Source organism: Kitasatospora sp. NPDC101235, assembly GCF_044767505.1.
Classification (GTDB): Bacteria; Actinomycetota; Actinomycetes; order Streptomycetales; family Streptomycetaceae; genus Kitasatospora.
The window spans coordinates 60132-77768 of record NZ_JBIWNZ010000016.1 but is presented as its reverse complement, the minus strand read 5'-3'; the positions used below and the strand labels follow the sequence as shown (position 1 = coordinate 77768).

18 protein-coding genes, 1 tRNA gene and 1 pseudogene are annotated in these 17637 nt (G+C 71.4%); 10 read left to right on the top strand and 10 right to left on the bottom strand.

All coding sequences use genetic code 11. The annotated features are described in order from the left end of the window. Positions 1-79 precede the first annotated feature (79 nt). Positions 80-153, top strand: a tRNA-Asp gene (locus ACIRRH_RS25270). Between the two features lie 358 nt (positions 154-511). Here ACIRRH_RS25270 and bldC read toward each other — a convergent pair. Together bldC and ACIRRH_RS25260 are read right to left on the bottom strand one after the other, a co-directional pair. Further along, positions 512-718 carry a developmental transcriptional regulator BldC gene (gene bldC / locus ACIRRH_RS25265; RefSeq protein ID WP_014137253.1) on the bottom strand — a complete coding sequence of 69 codons (207 nt, stop codon included), beginning with the start codon at positions 716-718 and terminating at the stop codon, positions 512-514. Between the two features lie 486 nt (positions 719-1204). Beyond that, positions 1205-2137, bottom strand: a complete 933-nt coding sequence (locus tag ACIRRH_RS25260) for a hypothetical protein (protein ID WP_403071529.1) — start codon at positions 2135-2137, stop codon at positions 1205-1207. A gap of 198 nt (positions 2138-2335) precedes the next feature. Between ACIRRH_RS25260 and ACIRRH_RS25255 the strand changes: the two genes are divergently transcribed. Next, positions 2336-3493 (top strand): Glu/Leu/Phe/Val dehydrogenase dimerization domain-containing protein, encoded by a 1158-nt coding sequence (locus ACIRRH_RS25255; RefSeq protein ID WP_403071527.1) that lies wholly within the window; start codon positions 2336-2338, stop codon positions 3491-3493. Positions 3494-3877: 384 nt separating this feature from the next. After that, a complete protein-coding gene (locus ACIRRH_RS25250) occupies positions 3878-4135 on the top strand; it encodes a DUF3073 domain-containing protein (protein WP_403071524.1) in 258 nt (85 codons plus the stop codon). A gap of 162 nt (positions 4136-4297) precedes the next feature. On the opposite strand, the gene purM is transcribed toward ACIRRH_RS25250, so the two are convergent. The 3 genes from purM to ACIRRH_RS25235 all read right to left on the bottom strand — a co-directional run bounded on the left by purM (position 4298) and on the right by ACIRRH_RS25235 (position 8237). Beyond that, the gene (gene purM / locus ACIRRH_RS25245) at positions 4298-5431 is read right to left on the bottom strand and encodes a phosphoribosylformylglycinamidine cyclo-ligase (protein WP_403071521.1); all 1134 of its coding nucleotides are present in this window, start codon (positions 5429-5431) and stop codon (positions 4298-4300) included. An 81-nt stretch (positions 5432-5512) separates the two neighbouring features. Next, a complete protein-coding gene (gene purF / locus ACIRRH_RS25240) occupies positions 5513-7096 on the bottom strand; it encodes an amidophosphoribosyltransferase (RefSeq protein ID WP_403071518.1) in 1584 nt (527 codons plus the stop codon). Between the two features lie 295 nt (positions 7097-7391). After that, positions 7392-8237, bottom strand: a complete 846-nt coding sequence (locus ACIRRH_RS25235) for a diacylglycerol kinase (protein WP_363386653.1) — start codon at positions 8235-8237, stop codon at positions 7392-7394. A gap of 126 nt (positions 8238-8363) precedes the next feature. On the opposite strand from ACIRRH_RS25235, the gene ACIRRH_RS25230 reads away from it, so the two are divergent. After that, positions 8364-9647, top strand: a complete 1284-nt coding sequence (locus ACIRRH_RS25230; protein ID WP_363386656.1) for an adenylosuccinate synthase — start codon at positions 8364-8366, stop codon at positions 9645-9647. A gap of 127 nt (positions 9648-9774) precedes the next feature. Next, entirely contained in the window at positions 9775-10377 is a 603-nt protein-coding gene (locus tag ACIRRH_RS25225; protein WP_403071514.1) for a GNAT family N-acetyltransferase, read from the top strand. A gap of 25 nt (positions 10378-10402) precedes the next feature. On the opposite strand, the gene ACIRRH_RS25220 is transcribed toward ACIRRH_RS25225, so the two are convergent. After that, the gene (locus tag ACIRRH_RS25220; RefSeq protein ID WP_403071511.1) at positions 10403-10558 is read right to left on the bottom strand and encodes a hypothetical protein; all 156 of its coding nucleotides are present in this window, start codon (positions 10556-10558) and stop codon (positions 10403-10405) included. Between the two features lie 346 nt (positions 10559-10904). Here ACIRRH_RS25220 and ACIRRH_RS25215 point away from each other — a divergent pair, with 346 nt between their 5' ends. The 3 genes from ACIRRH_RS25215 (at position 10905) to metG (ending at position 13815) form a co-directional block, all read left to right on the top strand. After that, a complete protein-coding gene (locus ACIRRH_RS25215) occupies positions 10905-11753 on the top strand; it encodes a helix-turn-helix domain-containing protein (RefSeq protein WP_403071508.1) in 849 nt (282 codons plus the stop codon). After that, positions 11750-11950: a DUF397 domain-containing protein gene (locus tag ACIRRH_RS25210; protein WP_224280987.1), complete on the top strand. Its 201-nt coding sequence runs from the start codon at positions 11750-11752 to the stop codon at positions 11948-11950. The genes ACIRRH_RS25215 and ACIRRH_RS25210 overlap by 4 nt, the downstream gene beginning before the upstream one ends. A 131-nt stretch (positions 11951-12081) precedes the next feature. Further along, complete coding sequence (gene metG / locus ACIRRH_RS25205; protein ID WP_403071505.1) at positions 12082-13815, top strand: methionine--tRNA ligase; 1734 nt, start codon at positions 12082-12084, stop codon at positions 13813-13815. A 73-nt stretch (positions 13816-13888) separates the two neighbouring features. Here metG and ACIRRH_RS25200 read toward each other — a convergent pair whose 3' ends face one another. Further along, positions 13889-14089 carry a hypothetical protein gene (locus ACIRRH_RS25200; protein ID WP_403071502.1) on the bottom strand — a complete coding sequence of 67 codons (201 nt, stop codon included), beginning with the start codon at positions 14087-14089 and terminating at the stop codon, positions 13889-13891. Positions 14090-14106: 17 nt separating this feature from the next. Between ACIRRH_RS25200 and ACIRRH_RS25195 the strand changes: the two are divergent. After that, a pseudogene (locus ACIRRH_RS25195) lies at positions 14107-14592 on the top strand (LuxR C-terminal-related transcriptional regulator); the annotation flags it as partial. A gap of 1 nt (position 14593) precedes the next feature. On the opposite strand, the gene cutA reads toward ACIRRH_RS25195, so the two are convergent. Continuing rightward, positions 14594-14950 carry a divalent-cation tolerance protein CutA gene (cutA, locus tag ACIRRH_RS25190; RefSeq protein ID WP_403071500.1) on the bottom strand — a complete coding sequence of 119 codons (357 nt, stop codon included), beginning with the start codon at positions 14948-14950 and terminating at the stop codon, positions 14594-14596. Positions 14951-15198: 248 nt separating this feature from the next. On the opposite strand from cutA, the gene ACIRRH_RS25185 reads away from it, so the two are divergent. After that, on the top strand, positions 15199-15528 hold the full coding sequence (locus ACIRRH_RS25185; protein ID WP_403071497.1) for an alpha/beta fold hydrolase: 330 nt from the start codon (positions 15199-15201) through the stop codon (positions 15526-15528). Between the two features lie 67 nt (positions 15529-15595). On the opposite strand, the gene ACIRRH_RS25180 is transcribed toward ACIRRH_RS25185, so the two are convergent. After that, complete coding sequence (locus tag ACIRRH_RS25180; protein WP_403071494.1) at positions 15596-16492, bottom strand: class I SAM-dependent methyltransferase; 897 nt, start codon at positions 16490-16492, stop codon at positions 15596-15598. Positions 16493-16531: 39 nt separating this feature from the next. Beyond that, entirely contained in the window at positions 16532-17542 is a 1011-nt protein-coding gene (locus ACIRRH_RS25175; protein WP_403071491.1) for an NAD(P)/FAD-dependent oxidoreductase, read from the bottom strand. Between the last annotated feature and the right edge of the window lie 95 nt (positions 17543-17637).

The window sequence follows — 17637 nt, the reverse complement described above, 5'->3', positions numbered from 1 at the left end:
TCGACCTGGGGGCCCACCATGGGCTACGATCTGTCTTGTTCGCAGCGCGGCAAGCGAGTGAACGAGATCAGAAGAATCTGGTCCCGTGGAGCAGTTGGTTAGCTCGCCACCCTGTCAAGGTGGAGGTCGCGGGTTCAAGTCCCGTCGGGATCGCCGTAGTGCGAGAGGCCCGGAACCGTCAGGTTCCGGGCCTCTCGCTTTTGACCGTCAGCCCCCTTACCCCGGCTAGGTCTAGACCACAAGTGACAGACCGCGTGACGGTCGTCACGCGGCCTTCTCCGGAAGCCGACCCCTCGGAACCCCCTCCAGAACCTTGCTAATTTAATATGTAAAATTGTACAGGTATTCACTGTAAATCCCCCCCGCCCCACGCGCATCAAATCGTTATCCGGAGTTCAACATTCCGACCGGCCGGCCGGTACTGAACACCCTCGGGCGAGCACGACAAAGGGGCCGCTTACCGGACCCGGCGGAGTCCGGTAAGCGGCCCCTTTAAAGAGCCTTTGGCCTATCAGGCCTCAGTGCGCTGGGCGGGAATCCCGGCCAGCAGAGCACGCACCTCCGCCTCACGGTAACGGCGGTGACCGCCGAGCGTGCGAATCGACGTCAGCTTGCCTGCCTTGGCCCAACGGGTGACCGTCTTCGGGTCCACGCGGAACATGGTGGCAACCTCTGCCGGCGTCAGCAGCGGCTCAGCATCAGGGGTACGAGCGGTCATGAGCGGCCTCCTCGGGAGAACCGAACCAGGGCGGTTCTATCCTTCAAATTCTGCACCTTGGCCCGCGATGCCCGAAATGGCATAGACGGGCCGAGTCGGTTATAGGACGAACGGCTTGTCCTGGTGTCTACAACTACACCATCCGTCCAGCCCTATCGACCAAACCGCCAAAATTGACCCCTCACGGGCTCAAGGCCGACGGATGGCGATGGACCACCTCATAGCGGACAGTCACAAAGCGATGACATCCGGTTACGAGGGGACCAGACCCTCCGTTTCCCCGCAAAGCACGCATCGACTCCAGAACCACCCAAAAGTGGGCACGCTCACGTGAAGTTGGGCTGGTTGTCCCATTTTTGCACATAGGGGTAAGTTCGCGTCAACGGTGAGTAGTGTCACGTTCGACAGCTATTGACCCGAACCAGGACCTTGGTCATCGGCCCGCAGTGCTTAGGACTCTTACAGTCATACACGCGCGGTCCGACGTCAGTTCGCGTGCCGCAGCGCCAGCACCCGGCGCCACCGCACCGTCAGTTCCCCGTACACGCGCAGCGCCTCCGCGGTGTCCCCCGCCCGCAGCGCGCGCAGCCCCTCCTCCAGCTCCCCCGCCGAACGGTCCGCCAGCAGCCGCTCCGGGCCCAGCAGATGCACCAGGCCCCCGTAGTCCAGTTCCACCAGCGAGCGCGGGTGGAACTCCTCCAGCCAGCGCCCGACCAGCTCCGCCCCCTGCGTCAACTCCCCGTCCGGCACCGCCTCGCGCAGCGCCCGGAAGGCCCGCGCCACCCGCCGGCGCGCCTGCGCCATCGGCACCAGGTAGAACAGCGCCGCCGGCCGGTCCCCCCGCTCCTCCCCTTCCTCTCCCTCTCCCCGTCCGTCCACCGGACCGGCCCCGCCCGGCACGAAGCAGCGGTCCTCGTCCCCGAACGGCAGGAACCAGTGGACCGGCACCTCCCACCTGCTGGTCAGGATCCACGGCCGGGCGTCCGGGTGCTCGGACCGCCAGCGCTCCCGGTCCGCCTCGGCGGCCTCCCGGGTCGCCGGCGGCAGCGCGGTGTCCAGCAGCGCCACCGGCGCCCCGGCCCGCAGCTCCTCCAGCGCCTGCCAGCTGCGCAGTCTGGTCGCCCACGGGCAGACGTACAGCACGCCGTCCACCACCCGCAGGTACGCCCGTCCGCTCTCCCGCTCGGGCAGCGCCCGGGGCGTGCGGGCGGCCAGCCCGGCGAGCGCCTCCCGCTGCTCCTCCAGCACCGCCGCCGCCACCGGTTGCGCCGGTTCCGCGGCGTCCGGCCCGTGCTCCGCCGCGTAGGCCTGCCAGCGCGCCCGCTCGGCCTCCGGGTAGGCGGCCAGCGGCTCGTACACCCGCAGGTGGGCGGCGTAGGGCGGCTGTACGGAAGTGCGTACGACGGTCACGTCCTGCATGGTCGCACGCGCCGCCGGGCCCCGGGAGAGCGCGCCCCCGAACCGTTCGCACCCGCACCCCGCACCCCTTCCCGTCTCACCCTTCGGACGACTGGCCCCAGCTCGGACGAGACGGCGGATCGGCGGCGCGCACGCGGCTACGCTTCGCCTTAGGCGCCCGCACCACAGCAGCGGGCCTTCGATACTGGAGTCACCACAGTGACCGACGTACAGACCCCCGCCACGCACCCCGCACCCGGCGTGCTCAGCAGGATCTTCCGTACCGAACAGGACGGCGCCCCCGGCGACGGTCACGAGCAGGTCGTCCTCTGCCACGACCGCAGCTCGGGCCTGAAGGCGATCATCGCCATCCACTCGACCGCCCTGGGCCCGGCCCTCGGCGGCACGCGCTTCTTCCCGTACGCCTCCGAGGAGGCGGCGCTGGAGGACGCGCTGAACCTGTCCCGCGGAATGTCCTACAAGAACGCGCTGGCCGGACTGGACCTCGGCGGCGGCAAGGCCGTCATCATCGGCGACCCGAACAAGGACAAGAACGAGGCGATGCTCCGGGCCTACGGCCGCTTCGTCGAGTCCCTGCGCGGCCGCTACATCACCGCCTGCGACGTGGGCACCTACGTCCAGGACATGGACGTGATCGCCCGCGAGACCGAGTTCGTGACGGGCCGCTCGCCCGAGCACGGCGGGGCCGGCGACTCGTCCATCCTGACCGCCTTCGGCGTCTTCCAGGGCATGCGCGCCACCGCCCAGGCGCGCTGGGGCCAGCCGACCCTGCGCGGCAAGCGGGTCGGCGTCGCGGGCGTCGGCAAGGTCGGCCACTACCTGGTCGGCCACCTGGTCGCGGACGGCGCCACGGTCGTCGTCACCGACGTCTCCGAGGCCGCCGTCAACCGCGTGCGCGCGGCTCACCCGGAGGTCGAGGTGGTCGCCGACACCGCCGCCCTGATCCAGGCCAAGCTGGACGTCTACGCCCCCTGCGCCCTCGGCGGCGCACTGACCGACGCCACGGTGGCGGCGCTGGGCGAGCTCGGCACCTCGATCGTCTGCGGTGCGGCCAACAACCAGCTGGCCCACCCGGGCGTCGAGAAGGACCTGGCCGACCGCGGCATCCTCTACGCGCCGGACTACCTGGTGAACTCCGGCGGCGTCATCCAGGTCGCCGACGAGATCGACGGCTTCAACTTCGAGCGGGCCAAGAACAAGGCGACCAAGATCTTCGACACCACCCTGGAGATCTTCACCCGGGCCGCCACCGACGGCGTCCCGCCGGCGGTCGCCGCCGACCGCCTGGCCGAGAAGCGGATGCGCGAGATCAGCGCCCTGCGCACGGTGCTGCTGCCCGGCGCCCGCCGCGCCTGACCGGGCCGGTAACCGACCTCGTGATGCGCGGGGGGCCTCCACAGCGGCCCCTCGCGCATCACGATGTGGAACCGGATTCTCACTTCTCCGCCCGAACGGGTGATCCGAGGTCCCCGTAGGGGGGATAATCGATCCCGGAACGACGGAGCCGAGCCACCACCGAACAGCGCGCAAACCGCCGCAAAACCTCCGCTGACCTGGGAAGACCCGGTCGCGGACGCGGTTGGTGCGCGCCACGTCACACCGACGACGTACCGTCCGGCGGCGGAAACAGGTACCGTTAATGCTTCAGGGGACGGCTTCTCCACTTCGGGCAGGCCGATCCCGAACATGAACACGTGTCAGACTCGGGGCCGTGAGCCCCGCCGTTGAGGGGGTCGACCCATGGGGCGCGGCCGGGCCAAGGCCAAGCAGACGAAGGTCGCCCGCCAGCTGAAGTACAACAGCGGCGGCTTCGACGCTAACCGTCTGTCCAACGAGCTGGGCGTATCTCCGTCCACCGCCTCGATCGAGCCGGAGCCGATCGAGGAAGAGGACGACGACGACCCGTACGCGGAGTACGCAGCCCGCTACGGCGACCTCGATGACGAGGACGACAACGAGCCAGGCACCGGGCCGTCGCAGGCCTCCCGCCGCTCGTAACCACAGCAGTCCTGCCGGCCGGTCCGGGCGCCCAGTGCGCCGGGCCGGTCTTCGGCGTTCCCTCGGACGGCGTTGCTCCACACGGCCCGCCGACGGCCTCCATCGCACGCGAGAGGGCCCCTCCGGCGCACCGGAGGGGCCCTCTCGTCGTCACGGTCCGGGTCAGTTCGCCCGGAAGCCCTCGTAGGCGTTGTAGAGGGCCGCGCCGCCCTCGTGCTCGTCGGTGCGCTCGACGATGTCGCCGAGCAGCCAGGCCTCCACGCCGCGGTCCTCCAGGATCGACAGCACGACGTCCACCGAGTGCGACGGGACGACCGCGACCATGCCGACGCCCATGTTCAGCGTCTTCTCGATCTCCAGGGTGGCTACCCGGCCGACCTCGGCGACGGTCCGGAAGACCGGCAGCGGGGTCCAGGTACCGCGGTCCAGGCGGGCGTGCAGGCCGTCCGGGATCACCCGGGCCAGGTTGGCCGCCAGGCCGCCGCCGGTGACGTGCGAGAAGGCGTGCACCTCGGTGGCGCGGGTGAGCGCCAGGCAGTCCAGCGAGTAGATCCGGGTCGGCTCCAGCAGCTCCTCGCCGAGGGTGCGGCCGAACTCCTCGACCTTGCGGTCCAGCTTCCAGCCGGCCTCGTTCAGCAGCACGTGGCGGACCAGCGAGTAGCCGTTGGAGTGCAGGCCGGAGGCGGCCATCGCGATCACCACGTCGCCGGCCCGGACCCGGTCCGCGCCGAGCAGCGCGTCGGCCTCCACCACACCGGTGCCGGCGCCCGCGACGTCGTACTCGTCCGGGCCCAGCAGGCCCGGGTGCTCGGCCGTCTCGCCACCCACCAGGGCGCAGCCGGCCAGCGCGCAGCCCTCGGCGATGCCCTTGACGATCGCGGCGACCCGCTCCGGGACGACCTTGCCGACGCAGATGTAGTCGGTCATGAACAGCGGCTCGGCGCCGCACACCACCAGGTCGTCGACGACCATGCCGACGAGATCGTGGCCGATGGTGTCGTGCTTGTCCATGGCGGCGGCGATGGCCACCTTGGTCCCCACGCCGTCGGTGGCCGAGGCCAGCAGCGGCCGCTCGTAGTCCTTGAAGGCGGACACGTCGAAGAGGCCGGCGAAGCCGCCGAGACCGCCGACCACCTCGGGGCGGTTGGCCTTCTTCACCCACTGCTTCATGAGCTCGACGGCGCGGTCGCCCGCCTCGATGTCGACACCGGCGGCGGCGTAGGTGGCGCCGTCGGAGGGGCGACGCGCAGCGTCACCGTTGTGGGTGGTGGTGGGCGACGGGTGGGAGCTGGTCACTGCGGTGCGGCCCTTTCGGGTCAGGTGGGGGTGTTGGAACAGCGGTGGGGCCCCGGTTCGCGGGACCCCACCGTGGGTTCGTTACGGGCGGCGCAGCGCGTCGGCCGCGCCCGCCCCGCCGAGCAGCGCCTGGACGCCGTCCAGGTCACTGCCACTGGTCGGCTTGCCACGGACGGCCGGCTGCTGCTGGCCGCCCTTGATCTCGGCCTCCAGCAGGAGCTTGCCGAGCAGCGCCGGGTCCGGCAGCTCCATCGGGTACTCGCCGTCGAAGCAGGCCCGGCAGAGCTTGTCCTTGGGCTGCTTGGTGGCCTCGATCATGCCGTCGATCGAGATGTAGGCGAGCGAGTCGGCACCGAGCGTGCGGCCGATCTCCTCGATGGTCATGCCGTTGGCGATCAGCTCCGCGCGGGTGGCGAAGTCGATGCCGAAGAAGCAGGGCCACTTCACCGGCGGCGAGGAGATCCGGATGTGCACCTCGGCGGCGCCCGCCTCGCGCAGCATCTTCACCAGCGCGCGCTGGGTGTTGCCGCGCACGATCGAGTCGTCCACGACCACCAGGCGCTTGCCCTGGATGACCTCGCGCAGCGGGTTGAGCTTGAGCCGGATGCCGAGCTGGCGGATCGTCTGGCTGGGCTGGATGAAGGTGCGGCCCACGTAGGCGTTCTTCACCAGGCCGGAGCCGTACGGGATGCCGCTGGCCTCGGCGTAGCCGATCGCGGCGGGGGTGCCGGACTCGGGCGTCGCTATCACCAGGTCGGCCTCGACCGGGGCCTCCTTGGCGAGCCGGCGGCCCATCTCCACACGGGAGAGGTGCACGTTGCGGCCGGCGATGGTGGTGTCGGGGCGGGCCAGGTAGACGTACTCGAAGACGCAGCCCTTGGGCTTGGCCTCGGCGAACCGGGAGGTGCGCATGCCGTTCTCGTCGATGGCGATGAGCTCGCCGGGCTCGACCTCGCGGATGAAGGAGGCGCCGCAGATGTCCAGCGCCGCCGTCTCGGAGGCGACCACCCAGCCGCGCTCCAGCCGGCCGAGCACCAGCGGGCGGATGCCCTGCGGGTCGCGGGCGGCGTAGAGGGTGTGCTCGTCCATGAAGACGAGCGAGAACGCGCCCTTGACCTTGGGCAGCACGACCTTGGCCGTCTCCTCGATGGAGAGGTCCGGGTGGCCGGCGAGCAGGGCCGTCACCAGGTCGGTGTCGTTGGTCGCGGCGGTCCGGCCGGAGCGCGAGACGTGCTCCTCGCCGGGAAGTTCGGCGACCATGGCCGCCAGTTCGGCGGTGTTCACCAGGTTTCCGTTGTGCCCGAGGGCCAGCGAACCGTTCACGGTCGCCCGGAAGGTCGGCTGGGCGTTCTCCCAGACCGAGGACCCGGTGGTCGAGTAGCGGGCGTGTCCGACGGCGATATGCCCGTGCAACGACCCCAGCGAGGCCTCGTCGAAGACCTGGGAGACGAGTCCCATGTCCTTGAAGACGAGAATCTGGGAGCCGTTGCTCACTGCGATGCCCGCGGATTCCTGACCGCGGTGCTGCAGGGCGTAAAGGCCGAAGAACGTGAGCTTGGCGACCTCCTCGCCGGGAGCCCAGACACCGAAGACGCCACACGCGTCCTGGGGGCCTTTCTCACCGGGAAGAAGATCGTGGTTGAGTCTTCCGTCACCACGTGGCACGTCTTCGAGTCTAGGGCAGCTGACTCGGGCTTCCGGAACCCGGGACTGCGGGTTTGTCCGCTGATCACGAGTTAACGCGCGTAGACAAAACCCCTTACGGGGCCGGGATTTCGCGTGGGGGGAATTCCGGCGGGTGGCGGTTGGCCTTGTGGTTCGCGCCTGTTGGGGAGTTCCGTGTGCGCAGCGGCGGGGGTCGGCGCGCGGACGAACGTGAGCCTGCTCACCCGGGCGTTCACCGGGCCGTCACGCGGACGGTTGCGCGGCGACCCGGCCCGTTCCACGCCGCCGGGGGCCGCTACGCCGCCGGCAGCAGCAGGCCCCAGGCCCCCGGGTGCACCGTCCAGGTCCGGGCCCGGACCGGGCCGACCGGGTGGCCGTCCGCCTCGTAGCCGAAGCCGCGCCCGACCACCGAGACGCTCGCCGCCCGGGCGCGCACCAGGGCGCCGGAGGCGGCGACCACGACCTCCATCTCGCCCGTCCCGTCCGAGGCGCCGGACGGGAGCGTGACCTGGACCAGCCGGACCGGCCGGTGGACGTCCGCGAGCAGCCGGCCGTCGGCCTCGACCCGGACCCGGGAGCTGTGGTCGGCGCCGTCCGGGGTGAGTGCGTTCGCCTGCTCGGCCGCAGCCAGTTTCGCCCATAGCGAACGCCAGCCACCCGTACGGCCCACCGGCCTGCGCGCACCCCCACCGGTGATCCGCACCCCTCCCAGCGCCACTCCGCCGCCGTCGTCCACCAGCAGGTCCAGCCGGCGCGGCGCGCCCGACAGCACGGCCCGCGCGGCCCGGACCGGCTCCCCCGGCACGCCGAGCGCGCGGGCCGCCGCCAGCTCCTCCGAGCGACCGACCGGAACCATGCCCACCGGTTCTGCGCCCAGCTCACGCTGCCGATGCAGGGCCTGGAGCACCCGCTGCAGCGCAAGGTCGGAACCGATCACCACCGGTCGCCTCCGGCCCCGGTGCGAAAGCACCCGGTCGAGCTCGGAAGGACTCTCCGGAAAGGCCACCTTGGCGTCCGCGCCCCCGCAGAGCACGTCCTTCGCGATCCGCACCGACTCGCCGTCGGTCTGCCGGGCCACCGGGTCGAGGAGCAGCAGGAGCGGCTCCGGGCCGCCGGTAGCAGGCGTGGACAGGGACGACACGACCGGTCCTTCCTCAGGTAATCTCTCGGTGCAAGAGCCCCTTGCGCCGTTGCGCCAGGGGCTTCGTCTATCTCGGGGCAGACTGCGGCCTACGCAGGATGCCCCAACCGGAAGGGGTGTACGCCTGTGCCGGCACTCGTGCTCGTTGGCGCTCAGTGGGGAGACGAGGGCAAGGGGAAGGCCACCGACCTCCTCGGTGGCTCCGTCGACTACGTGGTCCGCTACCAGGGCGGCAACAACGCCGGTCACACGGTGGTCATCGGCGACCAGAAGTACGCCCTGCACCTGCTGCCTTCCGGAATCCTCAGCCCGAACGTGACGCCGGTGATCGGCAACGGCGTCGTGATCGACCCGGCCGTGCTGCTCTCCGAGCTGGCCGGCCTGAACGAGCGCGGCATCGACACCTCCAAGCTGCTGGTCTCGGGCAACGCCCACCTGATCACGCCGTACCACCGCACCCTGGACAAGGTCACCGAGCGCTTCCTCGGCAAGCGCCGGATCGGCACCACCGGCCGCGGCATCGGCCCGACCTACGCGGACAAGATCAACCGCGTCGGCATCCGGGTCCAGGACCTGTTCGACGAGTCGATCCTGCGCCAGAAGATCGAGGCGGCGCTGCACGACAAGAACCAGATCCTGGTCAAGCTGTACAACCGCCGCACCATCCCGGCCGACCTGGTGGTCGAGGAGTACCTGGGCTACGCGGAGAAGATCAGGCCCTTCCTCGCCGACACCACCCTCGTCCTGGACGAGGCGCTGAAGGCGAACAAGGTCGTCCTGCTGGAGGGCGGCCAGGGCACCCTGCTCGACGTCGACCACGGCACGTACCCCTTCGTGACCTCGTCGAACCCGACCGCGGGCGGCGCCTGCACCGGCGCCGGCATCGGCCCGACCAAGATCGACCGGGTCATCGGCATCCTCAAGGCCTACACCACCCGCGTCGGCTCGGGCCCGTTCCCGACCGAGCTGTTCGACGCGGACGGCGAGGCGCTGCGCCGGATCGGTGGCGAGCGCGGTGTCACCACCGGCCGCGACCGCCGCTGCGGCTGGTTCGACGCCGTCATCGCGCGCTACGCGACCCGGGTCAACGGCCTCACCGACTTCTTCCTCACCAAGCTGGACGTGCTGACCGGCTGGGAGCAGATCCCGGTCTGCGTCGCGTACGAGATCGACGGCAAGCGGGTCGAGGAGCTCCCCTACAACCAGTCGGACTTCCACCACGCCAAGCCGGTCTACGAGACCCTGCCGGGCTGGAACGAGGACATCAGCAAGGCGAAGTCCTTCGCCGAGCTGCCGAAGAACGCCCAGGCCTACGTGAAGGCGCTGGAGGAGATGTCGGGCGCGCCGATCTCGGCCATCGGCGTCGGCCCGGGCCGCGACGAGACGATCCAGATCAACTCGTTCATCTGAGCCCGAGCTCGCGTTCCGAGGGCCCCGCGGATCCGTTCCGCGGGGCCCTTCGCCGTACCCGGCGCGGCAGTTTGCACTAGTACAGGCATCTATTGCATCTAGTGCAGAGCCCCGCTACGTTCGGATCATGACCGCGAAGCTGCCCTCACCCGTCACCCTCACCGGCCGCCACATCCGCCTGGAGCCGCTGGAGCGCCGCCACCTCTCCGGCCTCTGGGACTCCATCGGCCACGACCCCGAGGTCTGGCGCTGGGTCCCCGTCCACGTGCCCGCCTCGAAGGAGGACCTCGGCGCGCTGCTCGACGTCCGCCTCGCCGAGGCGGCGAGCGGGGAGTCGGTGTACTTCGCCGCCGTCGACCTCGCGAGCGGCACGGCGGTCGGCGTCACCGGATACCACGACTTCAGCGCGGAGAACGAGTACCTGGAGATCGGCGGCACCTGGTACGCCCGCTCGGTCTGGCGCACGGCGGTCAACACCGAGGCCAAGCTGCTGCTGCTCACCCACGCCTTCGAGGACCTGGGCATGGGCCGCGTCTTCTGGAAGACCGACGCCCGCAACGAGCGCTCCCGCACCGCCATCCAGCGCCTCGGCGCGCAGTTCGAGGGCATCCACCGCCGCGACCGCCTCCGGCCCGACGGCACCTGGCGGGACAGCGCCTACTTCTCGATGCTCACCGACGAGTGGCCGGCGGCCAAGTCCCGTCTGGCGGAGCGGCTTTCACGGGGCTGAGCCGCGGACCGGCGCAGTGCGGCGGCTACTTCCGCTCGCCGGGGGCGGAACGGCCGACCGCGAACTCCTGCTTCGCCGGGCGTGGTTCGTACGCCTGGACGTTCACCAGCCAGACCAGCCAGCCGACGAACAGGACGGCGAGCAGGAGCACCGACAATCCGGCGACGAGAAGCGCATTCACCGGGATGCGGAAATGCGCTGGGCAGGGTGGGGCCGGCGCGGAGGGCCGAGGGGCGAGGAGAGGGGCATGGCTGTCTCCGGTCGGTGATTTCGGGCGCCGCGACCATGCATCTGGCGTGTCATTACGGCCGATCGACGGCCGATTGACGACTGTTTGACGACTGTTTAGGCGGCAACAAGTCAGTGAGTGACACGGACGACCATAGGGTCAGGGTGCCAGAGTTGCTACCGAGCGGGAGAACGTTCACTCCATCGTGGTGTATCCCCCGTTTCGGTAGCTAGGGCCAGGTGTGCGCGGCACACTTCACCGGAAGCATCGACCCAGCCGCGACCCGGAGAAGAGAGTCATGCCACCCCGCCTGTCGCCGACCGTCCGCCAGCAGCGCCTCGGGATCGAGCTGCGCAGGATGCGCGAACGCGTGGGCGTCACGCCCAAGAGCCTGGCCGCCACCATCGGCACCGATCTGCCCAAGATCTCCCAGATGGAGAACGGGAAGTCGGGGATCAGCGCCGAGCGGCTCCGGATCTGGGCGCGCACCTGCGGCTGCGAGGACGGCCCCTACCTGGACGCGCTGTTGGCGATGACGCAGGACCGGCGCAAGTACTGGTGGGACGGCTACCGCGGCCGGCTGCCGAACGGGATCATCGACATCGCGGAGATGGAGCACCACGCGGCCTCCCTATCCATCCTGAACAGCACCTTCATCCCCGGTCTGCTGCAGACCCCGGAGTACGCCGCCGCGGTGTTCGAGCGGCTGCCCCCGCAGTACCGGCAGGAGGCGGACGTCCGGAAGGCGTTCCGGATCCGGCGCCAGCAGATCTTCGTCGACCACCCGAAGCCCTACAGCGCGTTCCTGCACGAGTCCGCGCTGCGCATGCAGTTCGGCGGTCCGGACGTGCTGCGCGACCAGTTGCGGAGCCTGCTGGCGAATTCCGAACGGCCCGGCGTGGAGATCCGGGTGATCCCGTTCAGCGTGCCCACCTACACCGGCTCCGGGGAGAGCCTGTACCTCGCCCGCGGGCCGGTTCCGGAGCTCGACACCGTCCAGATCGATCTCTCCCACGGGCCGAAATTCGTGCACACCCAGGCCGAACTGGCCTCCTACCGCCGGATCAAGGAGGAGACCGCGGCGATCTCGCTCGGCCCGGACGAGTCCCGGGACTTCATCCGGGCCTTACTGAAAGACTTCGCATGAGTACGTGGCGCAAGGCCTCGGCGAGCGGCGAGAGCACCGACTGCGTCGAGGTCAGAGCGGCGGGCGGGCTGGTGGAGATCCGGGAGTCGGACCGGCCCGAGGTCATCGTGCAGACCACGCCGCGCAAGTGGGCCGCCTTCGTCCGCGGGGTGAAGTCCGGGGAGTTCGACCGGTACGGTGACTTCTCCCGGCCGTGACCTCCGGACCGGCCCGCCGCGGACGCCGGGGCCCTTCTCTTTGCCCTAGGCTTGCAGCCCACAGTGGACCCCTGCGCCTGGCACGGCACTCCGGGTGGGTGCGCGTGCGGGAGAAATCGGAGCATCCGAGGATGGCTCGGCACCTGATCACCAGCGCCCTTCCCTACATCAACGGGATCAAGCACCTGGGCAACATGGTCGGGTCCATGCTCCCGGCGGACGTCTACGCCCGCTACATGCGCCGACGAGGGCACGAGGTGCTGTTCATCTGCGCCACCGACGAGCACGGCACGCCCGCCGAACTGGCTGCCCAGGAAGCCGGGTTGCCGATCGCGGAGTTCTGCGCCCGGGCGCACGACGCGCAGCGGGCGGTGTACGACGGCTTCGGGCTCTCCTTCGACCACTTCGGCCGCAGCTCCTCGCCGCAGAACCGGGAGATCACCCAGGAGATCGCCCGCGAGCTCCAGCGCAACGGCTTCATCGAGGAGCGCGCGATCCGCCAGGTGTACTCCAACGCCGACGGCCGCTTCCTGCCGGACCGCTACATCGTCGGCACCTGCCCGCACTGCGGTTACGACAAGGCCCGTGGCGACCAGTGCGAGAACTGCACCCGGGTGCTGGACCCGACGGACCTGCTGGAGCCGCGCTCGGCGATCAGCGGCAGCTCCGACCTGGAGGTCCGCGAGACCCGCCACCTGTTCCTGCTCCAGTCCAAGCTCACCGAGGAGGTCGAGGACTGGATCGCCACCCACGCCGACGACTGGCCGGTGCTGGCCTCCTCGATCGCCCGCAAGTGGCTGACGGAGGGCCTCCAGGACCGCTCGATCACCCGCGACCTGGAGTGGGGCGTCCCGGTGCCGGCCGACGTGTGGCCCGAACTGGCCGCCGAGGGCAAGGTGTTCTACGTCTGGTTCGACGCCCCGATCGAGTACATCGGCGCCACCAAGGAGTGGGCGGACGCGGCCCCGGCCGGGCAGCTGCGGGACTGGAAGTCCTGGTGGTACGAGGCCGACGAGACCGTCCGGTACACCGAGTTCATGGGCAAGGACAACGTCCCGTTCCACACCGTGATGTTCCCGGCCACGCTGCTCGGCTCGCGCCGCCCGTGGAAGAAGGTCGACTACGTCAAGGCCTTCAACTGGCTGACGTACTACGGCGGGAAGTTCTCCACCAGCCAGAGGCGCGGCGTCTTCGGCAACGACGCGCTGGAACTGCTGCCCGCCGACTACTGGCGCTACTTCATGATGGCGCACGCGCCCGAGTCGGACGACTCCAGCTTCACCTGGGACCTCTTCGCCTCGGTGGTCAACAAGGACCTCGCCGACACCCTCGGCAACTTCGTCAACCGGGTGCTCTCCTTCAGCCGCAGGCGCTTCGGCGACGACGTCCCGGGCGGTCACGCGCCGGGCGAGGCCGAGCAGCGGCTCGGCGAGCAGATCGCCGCCCTGCTCGCCGAGTACGAGGGCCAGCTGGACGCGCTCAACTTCCGCAAGGCGGCGCAGGCCCTGCGCGCGCTGTGGAGTGCGGGCAACGCGTACCTGGACGAGAAGGCGCCCTGGCTCCAGGTGAAGACCGACCCGGAAGCGGCGGCGCTGACCCTGCGCACCGCGATGAACCTGATCCACCTGTACGCGGTGGTCTCCGAACCGTTCATCCCGGCCACGGCGGCGGCGATGCGCGGGGCCTTCGCGCTGCCCGAGGACTCGCCGGCCGCCACCCGCGACTGGATCGGCCCGCAGGAGGCGCGGACGCTGGACCTGGTGCCGGCCGGGACGGCGTTCACGGTGCCGCCGGTGCTGTTCGCCAAGATCACGGACGAGGACCTGGCGGCCTGGACGGCGCGCTTCGGCGGCTCGGCGGCGTAGCGGTCGCGCTGCGGACGTGAGGAGGCGGGGCCCGGGAGTGAACCCGGGCCCCGCCTCCGTTGTGCCCCCGCCCTCAGCCGATCAGGTCCAGCGCGCCCGTCCCGGTGAGGTCGTACGCCCCGGCGAGGACCAGGAAGAGCAGCACCGCCAGCGTCAGCCCGGTGTAGTGCAGCCGCCCGAACAGGTTCCACCAGCGCCCGCGCCAGGCCAGCACCGTGCAGACCGCCGTCGCCGGGGCAGCGGGCAGGAAGCGGTCGAGGAAGGCGCCGAGCACCTGCGGGGTGGCCCACCCCCGCCGGAGGCGCCGACGAGGGACTCCAGGCGGCGCTGGAGGCACGGAAGCGGATACCCGGGCTGCCGGTGCTCGTGCTCTCCCAGTACGTCGAGCAGCTCTACGCCAAGGAACTGCTCGCCGACGGCAGCGGTGCGATCGGCTACCTGCTGAAGGACCGGGTCTTCGACCCCGACGAGTTCGTGGAGACCGTCCGCCGGGTGGCGTCCGGCGGCACCGCGCTCGACCCGCAGGTGATCGCCATGCTGGTCAGCAACACCGAACGCAACAAGCCGCTGGACCGCCTGACGCCGCGTGAGCGCGAGGTGCTGGAGCTGATGGCGGAGGGCCGCTCCAACGCGGCGATCGCCGAGCGGATGGTGATCACCGAGCGGGCGGTGAAGAAGCACACCGCCAACATCTTCCTCAAGCTCGACCTGCCGCCCTCGGAGGAGGACCACCGGCGGGTGCTGGCCGTGCTGGCCTTCCTGGAGGTCGCGCCCTGAGCTACTCCGCCGGATCCGCCGCGCGCGCTGCCGCCGCCGTCTCCTCGGCCACCCAGGCGAGGTAGCCCGGGCTGCCGCCCGTCACCGGTACGGCGATCAGCTCGGGCGTCCCGTAGGAGTGCAGCCCGGCCACGAACGCACCCAGCCGGTCCACGAGTTCGGCCCTGGTCTTGAGGTCGATCCGCCACTCCCCGGCATCCTGCACCTCGCCGTCCCACCAGTACACCGACCGTACGGGGTACACCTGGGCGCAGGCCGCCAGCCGCTCCCGCACCACGGCGGACGCCAGGGCCCGGGCCTGATCCTCGCTCTCGTGGGTCGTGGTCACCACGACGAAGCGCTGCTCGCTCGCTGTCATGCCCCGACGGTATCCCGGGGCCGGACGGCGAACCCGCTGCGGCTCACATCGGCGATCTGCGGCACCCCGGGCGCACCGGGCGGCTGGTACTGGTCACCCCCAGCCTCCGGATCTTCAACGGCACCGCCACCGAGGACGACCACCGCGAGGCGGCCGAGGCCCGCGGCCCCGCCGGGGAGGAGTGGTACCCGGCCGCCCTGGCCGCCGTCCGCACCGCCTTCACCGGGGGCGCCGCCGACCCCGGCGCCGTGGCGCCGCTCTTCCACGGCGACTGGAACGCCACCGCCCGCGCCCACGGGGCCGGCCGCGCCGCCCAGAGCCACCCGGAGGCCGCGGCGGCGTACCACGGCGGCGGTTTCCGGCCCGCCGCCGTCCGCGCCGGCGTCGCCGAACTCCCCTCCCCGGCCCTCCTGTTGGCCGGCGAGTACGATCCCGACCCGCGGCCCGGGGCGGTCCGCGCCACGGCCGCGCTGTTCCGCCGCGCCCGTGCCGTCTTCCAGCCAGCGGCCGGCCACTACCCGTGGCTGGACGACCCGGCCGCCTTCACCCGCGCGGTGGCCGACTTCCTCGCGCCCTGACCCGGCGCCCGCCGGGGCGGTCACAGGGGCCGTTGTCCTTCCGCCGTACGCCGACGGAGCCGCCGGGTCAGTCCCGGCGGGCCGTGTGGACGGTCATCGCGGAGAGGTAGAAGGCGTCCGGGCGGTGCAGGATGCCGGTGGGGGCGTCCTCGGCGAGCAGGGCTTCCAGCGTGGCCCGGTCCTCGGCGTCGAGCTGGTCGGCGAGCTGGTCGCGCAGGCGGGTCAGCCGGGTGTGCAGGTAGCCGCGGATGGGGCCGGCGAGCGGGGCGGGGTGGTCGACCAGGAAGGTGCGGGTGCCGGCCGGGGTCAGCCCGGCCCGCGCGAGCATGGCCGGCCAGTCCTCGATCTCCGCTGTGCTGTCGGGCAGTTCGGCCCGCATGGTGCTGAAGCCGTCCTCGTGGGCGGCGTCCATCCGGGCCTGGAAGCCGGGCCGGCCGAGGCCGAAGTCGCGTGGCAGGTAGCGCGCCGGAAGGCCGCGTTCGGCGACGGCGAGCAGGCCTCCGGGCCGCAGCACCCCGGCGAGCGAGGTGAGCGCGGCCTGCTGGTCGCCCAGGTGGTGGATGGCGTTGCCGGACCAGATCAGGTCGGCCTCGCCGAGCTTGTCGAACTCGGCGGGCAGGTCGGCCTGTCGGGTGTCGAGTCGGCCGCCGGAGCGGGTCCGGGCTCGCTCCAGCAGGGCGGCCGACTGGTCGACGGCCACCACCTCGGCCGCGGGGAAGACCTCCGCCAGCAGTCCGGCGATCACCCCGGGCCCGCTGCCGACGTCGAGGACCCGCCGTACCGCGCCCTCGCCGTGCAGGCCGAGCAGCCACCGCCCGGCCTCGGTGACGGCGTCGGCCCGCAGGTCGGCCTCCACCTCCAGGTGCGCGGCGAGCGCGTCCCAGTCGAAGTCGGCGGCGGGGACATGCCCGTGGGAGTGGGCGTGGGAGTGGGAGTGGGAGTGGCCGTGCTGGTGCGCTGACATCCGGATTCTCCGATCGTGGGTTGACGAAAACTTCCCCGCTCAGGCGGGCAGGGCGGCGCCGGACGCGCGGTAGCGCTCGACCGCCCGGTCGACCTCCTCCGCCGCGAGGTCGTGGTCGAGCGCGAAGGCGGCCGCCGCGCCCGTCCCGGCGGCGGTGACCACCTGGGCGCGCGGGTCGGCGACGTTGCCGACCGCCCAGACGCCGGGGTGGCTGGTACGGCCGGTCCGGTCGGTGGTGACCCAGCCGTTGTCGTCCCGGGCGCAGTCGAGGCCGAAGAGCAGCGCGTCCCGGGGCACCGGCTGCGGGAAGACGAACACCGCCTCGCGCGGCACCACCTGCCCGGTGGCGAGCTCGACCCCGCGCAGGCGCCCGTCGTCGGACACCAGGCGGACGATCCGGCCCTCGACCACCCGGACGTCCCGGGCGGCGAGCCGTTCCCGCTCGGCGTCGGTCAGCACCAGGGTGTGCGCGAGCAGCACCACGTCCGCCGACCACTGCCGCAGCAGCAGCGCCTGGTTGACCGCCCCCGGGGCGGTGCCGAGCACCCCGAGCGGCCGGTCGCGGACCTCCCAGGCGTGGCAGTACGGGCAGTGCAGCACGTCGTGGCCCCACCGCTCGGCCAGGCCGGGCAGCTCCGGCAGTCCGTCCCGCAGCCCGGTGGCGATGACCACCCGGCGCGCGTGCAGCACCGGCCCGCCGGCCAGGTGGACCACGAAACCGGGCGCCGCAGGCCCGGCCTCGCCGGACTCGACGTGCTCGACGTGCTCGACGTGCTCGACCCGGGCGTCGATCAGGTCCACCCCGTAGCGGGCGACCTCCTCCCGCCCGACCGCCAGCAGCGCCGCCGGGGGCATGCCGTCCCGGCTCAGGTAGCCGTGCATGTGGGCGGCGGGCGCGTTGCGCGGCTCCCCGGCATCCACCACCGCGACCCGGCGCCGGGCCCGGCCCAGCACCAGCGCGGCGTTCAGTCCCGCCGCTCCGGCGCCGACCACCACCACGTCGTAACGCTCGCTCTTCCTGGTCCCGGTCGTCCCGGTCATCTCGCCCATGGCGCTCACCTCCACCGCCAGGATGCGACCCGCTCCACCACATCGGCAAGCTTTGTTGCCATCCCAGCAAACCGCGACCTCGGCAAACCTCGACC

Coding starts and splice junctions, on each gene's coding strand:
- bldC (WP_014137253.1), bottom strand. CDS start 718: ATGACCGCTCGTACCCCTGATGCTGAGCCGCTGCTGACGCCGGCAGAG.
- ACIRRH_RS25260 (WP_403071529.1), bottom strand. CDS start 2,137: ATGCAGGACGTGACCGTCGTACGCACTTCCGTACAGCCGCCCTACGCC.
- ACIRRH_RS25250 (WP_403071524.1), top strand. CDS start 3,878: ATGGGGCGCGGCCGGGCCAAGGCCAAGCAGACGAAGGTCGCCCGCCAG.
- ACIRRH_RS25225 (WP_403071514.1), top strand. CDS start 9,775: ATGACCGCGAAGCTGCCCTCACCCGTCACCCTCACCGGCCGCCACATC.
- ACIRRH_RS25215 (WP_403071508.1), top strand. CDS start 10,905: ATGCCACCCCGCCTGTCGCCGACCGTCCGCCAGCAGCGCCTCGGGATC.
- ACIRRH_RS25210 (WP_224280987.1), top strand. CDS start 11,750: ATGAGTACGTGGCGCAAGGCCTCGGCGAGCGGCGAGAGCACCGACTGC.
- metG (WP_403071505.1), top strand. CDS start 12,082: ATGGCTCGGCACCTGATCACCAGCGCCCTTCCCTACATCAACGGGATC.
- cutA (WP_403071500.1), bottom strand. CDS start 14,950: ATGACAGCGAGCGAGCAGCGCTTCGTCGTGGTGACCACGACCCACGAG.
- ACIRRH_RS25180 (WP_403071494.1), bottom strand. CDS start 16,492: ATGTCAGCGCACCAGCACGGCCACTCCCACTCCCACTCCCACGCCCAC.
- ACIRRH_RS25175 (WP_403071491.1), bottom strand. CDS start 17,542: ATGGGCGAGATGACCGGGACGACCGGGACCAGGAAGAGCGAGCGTTAC.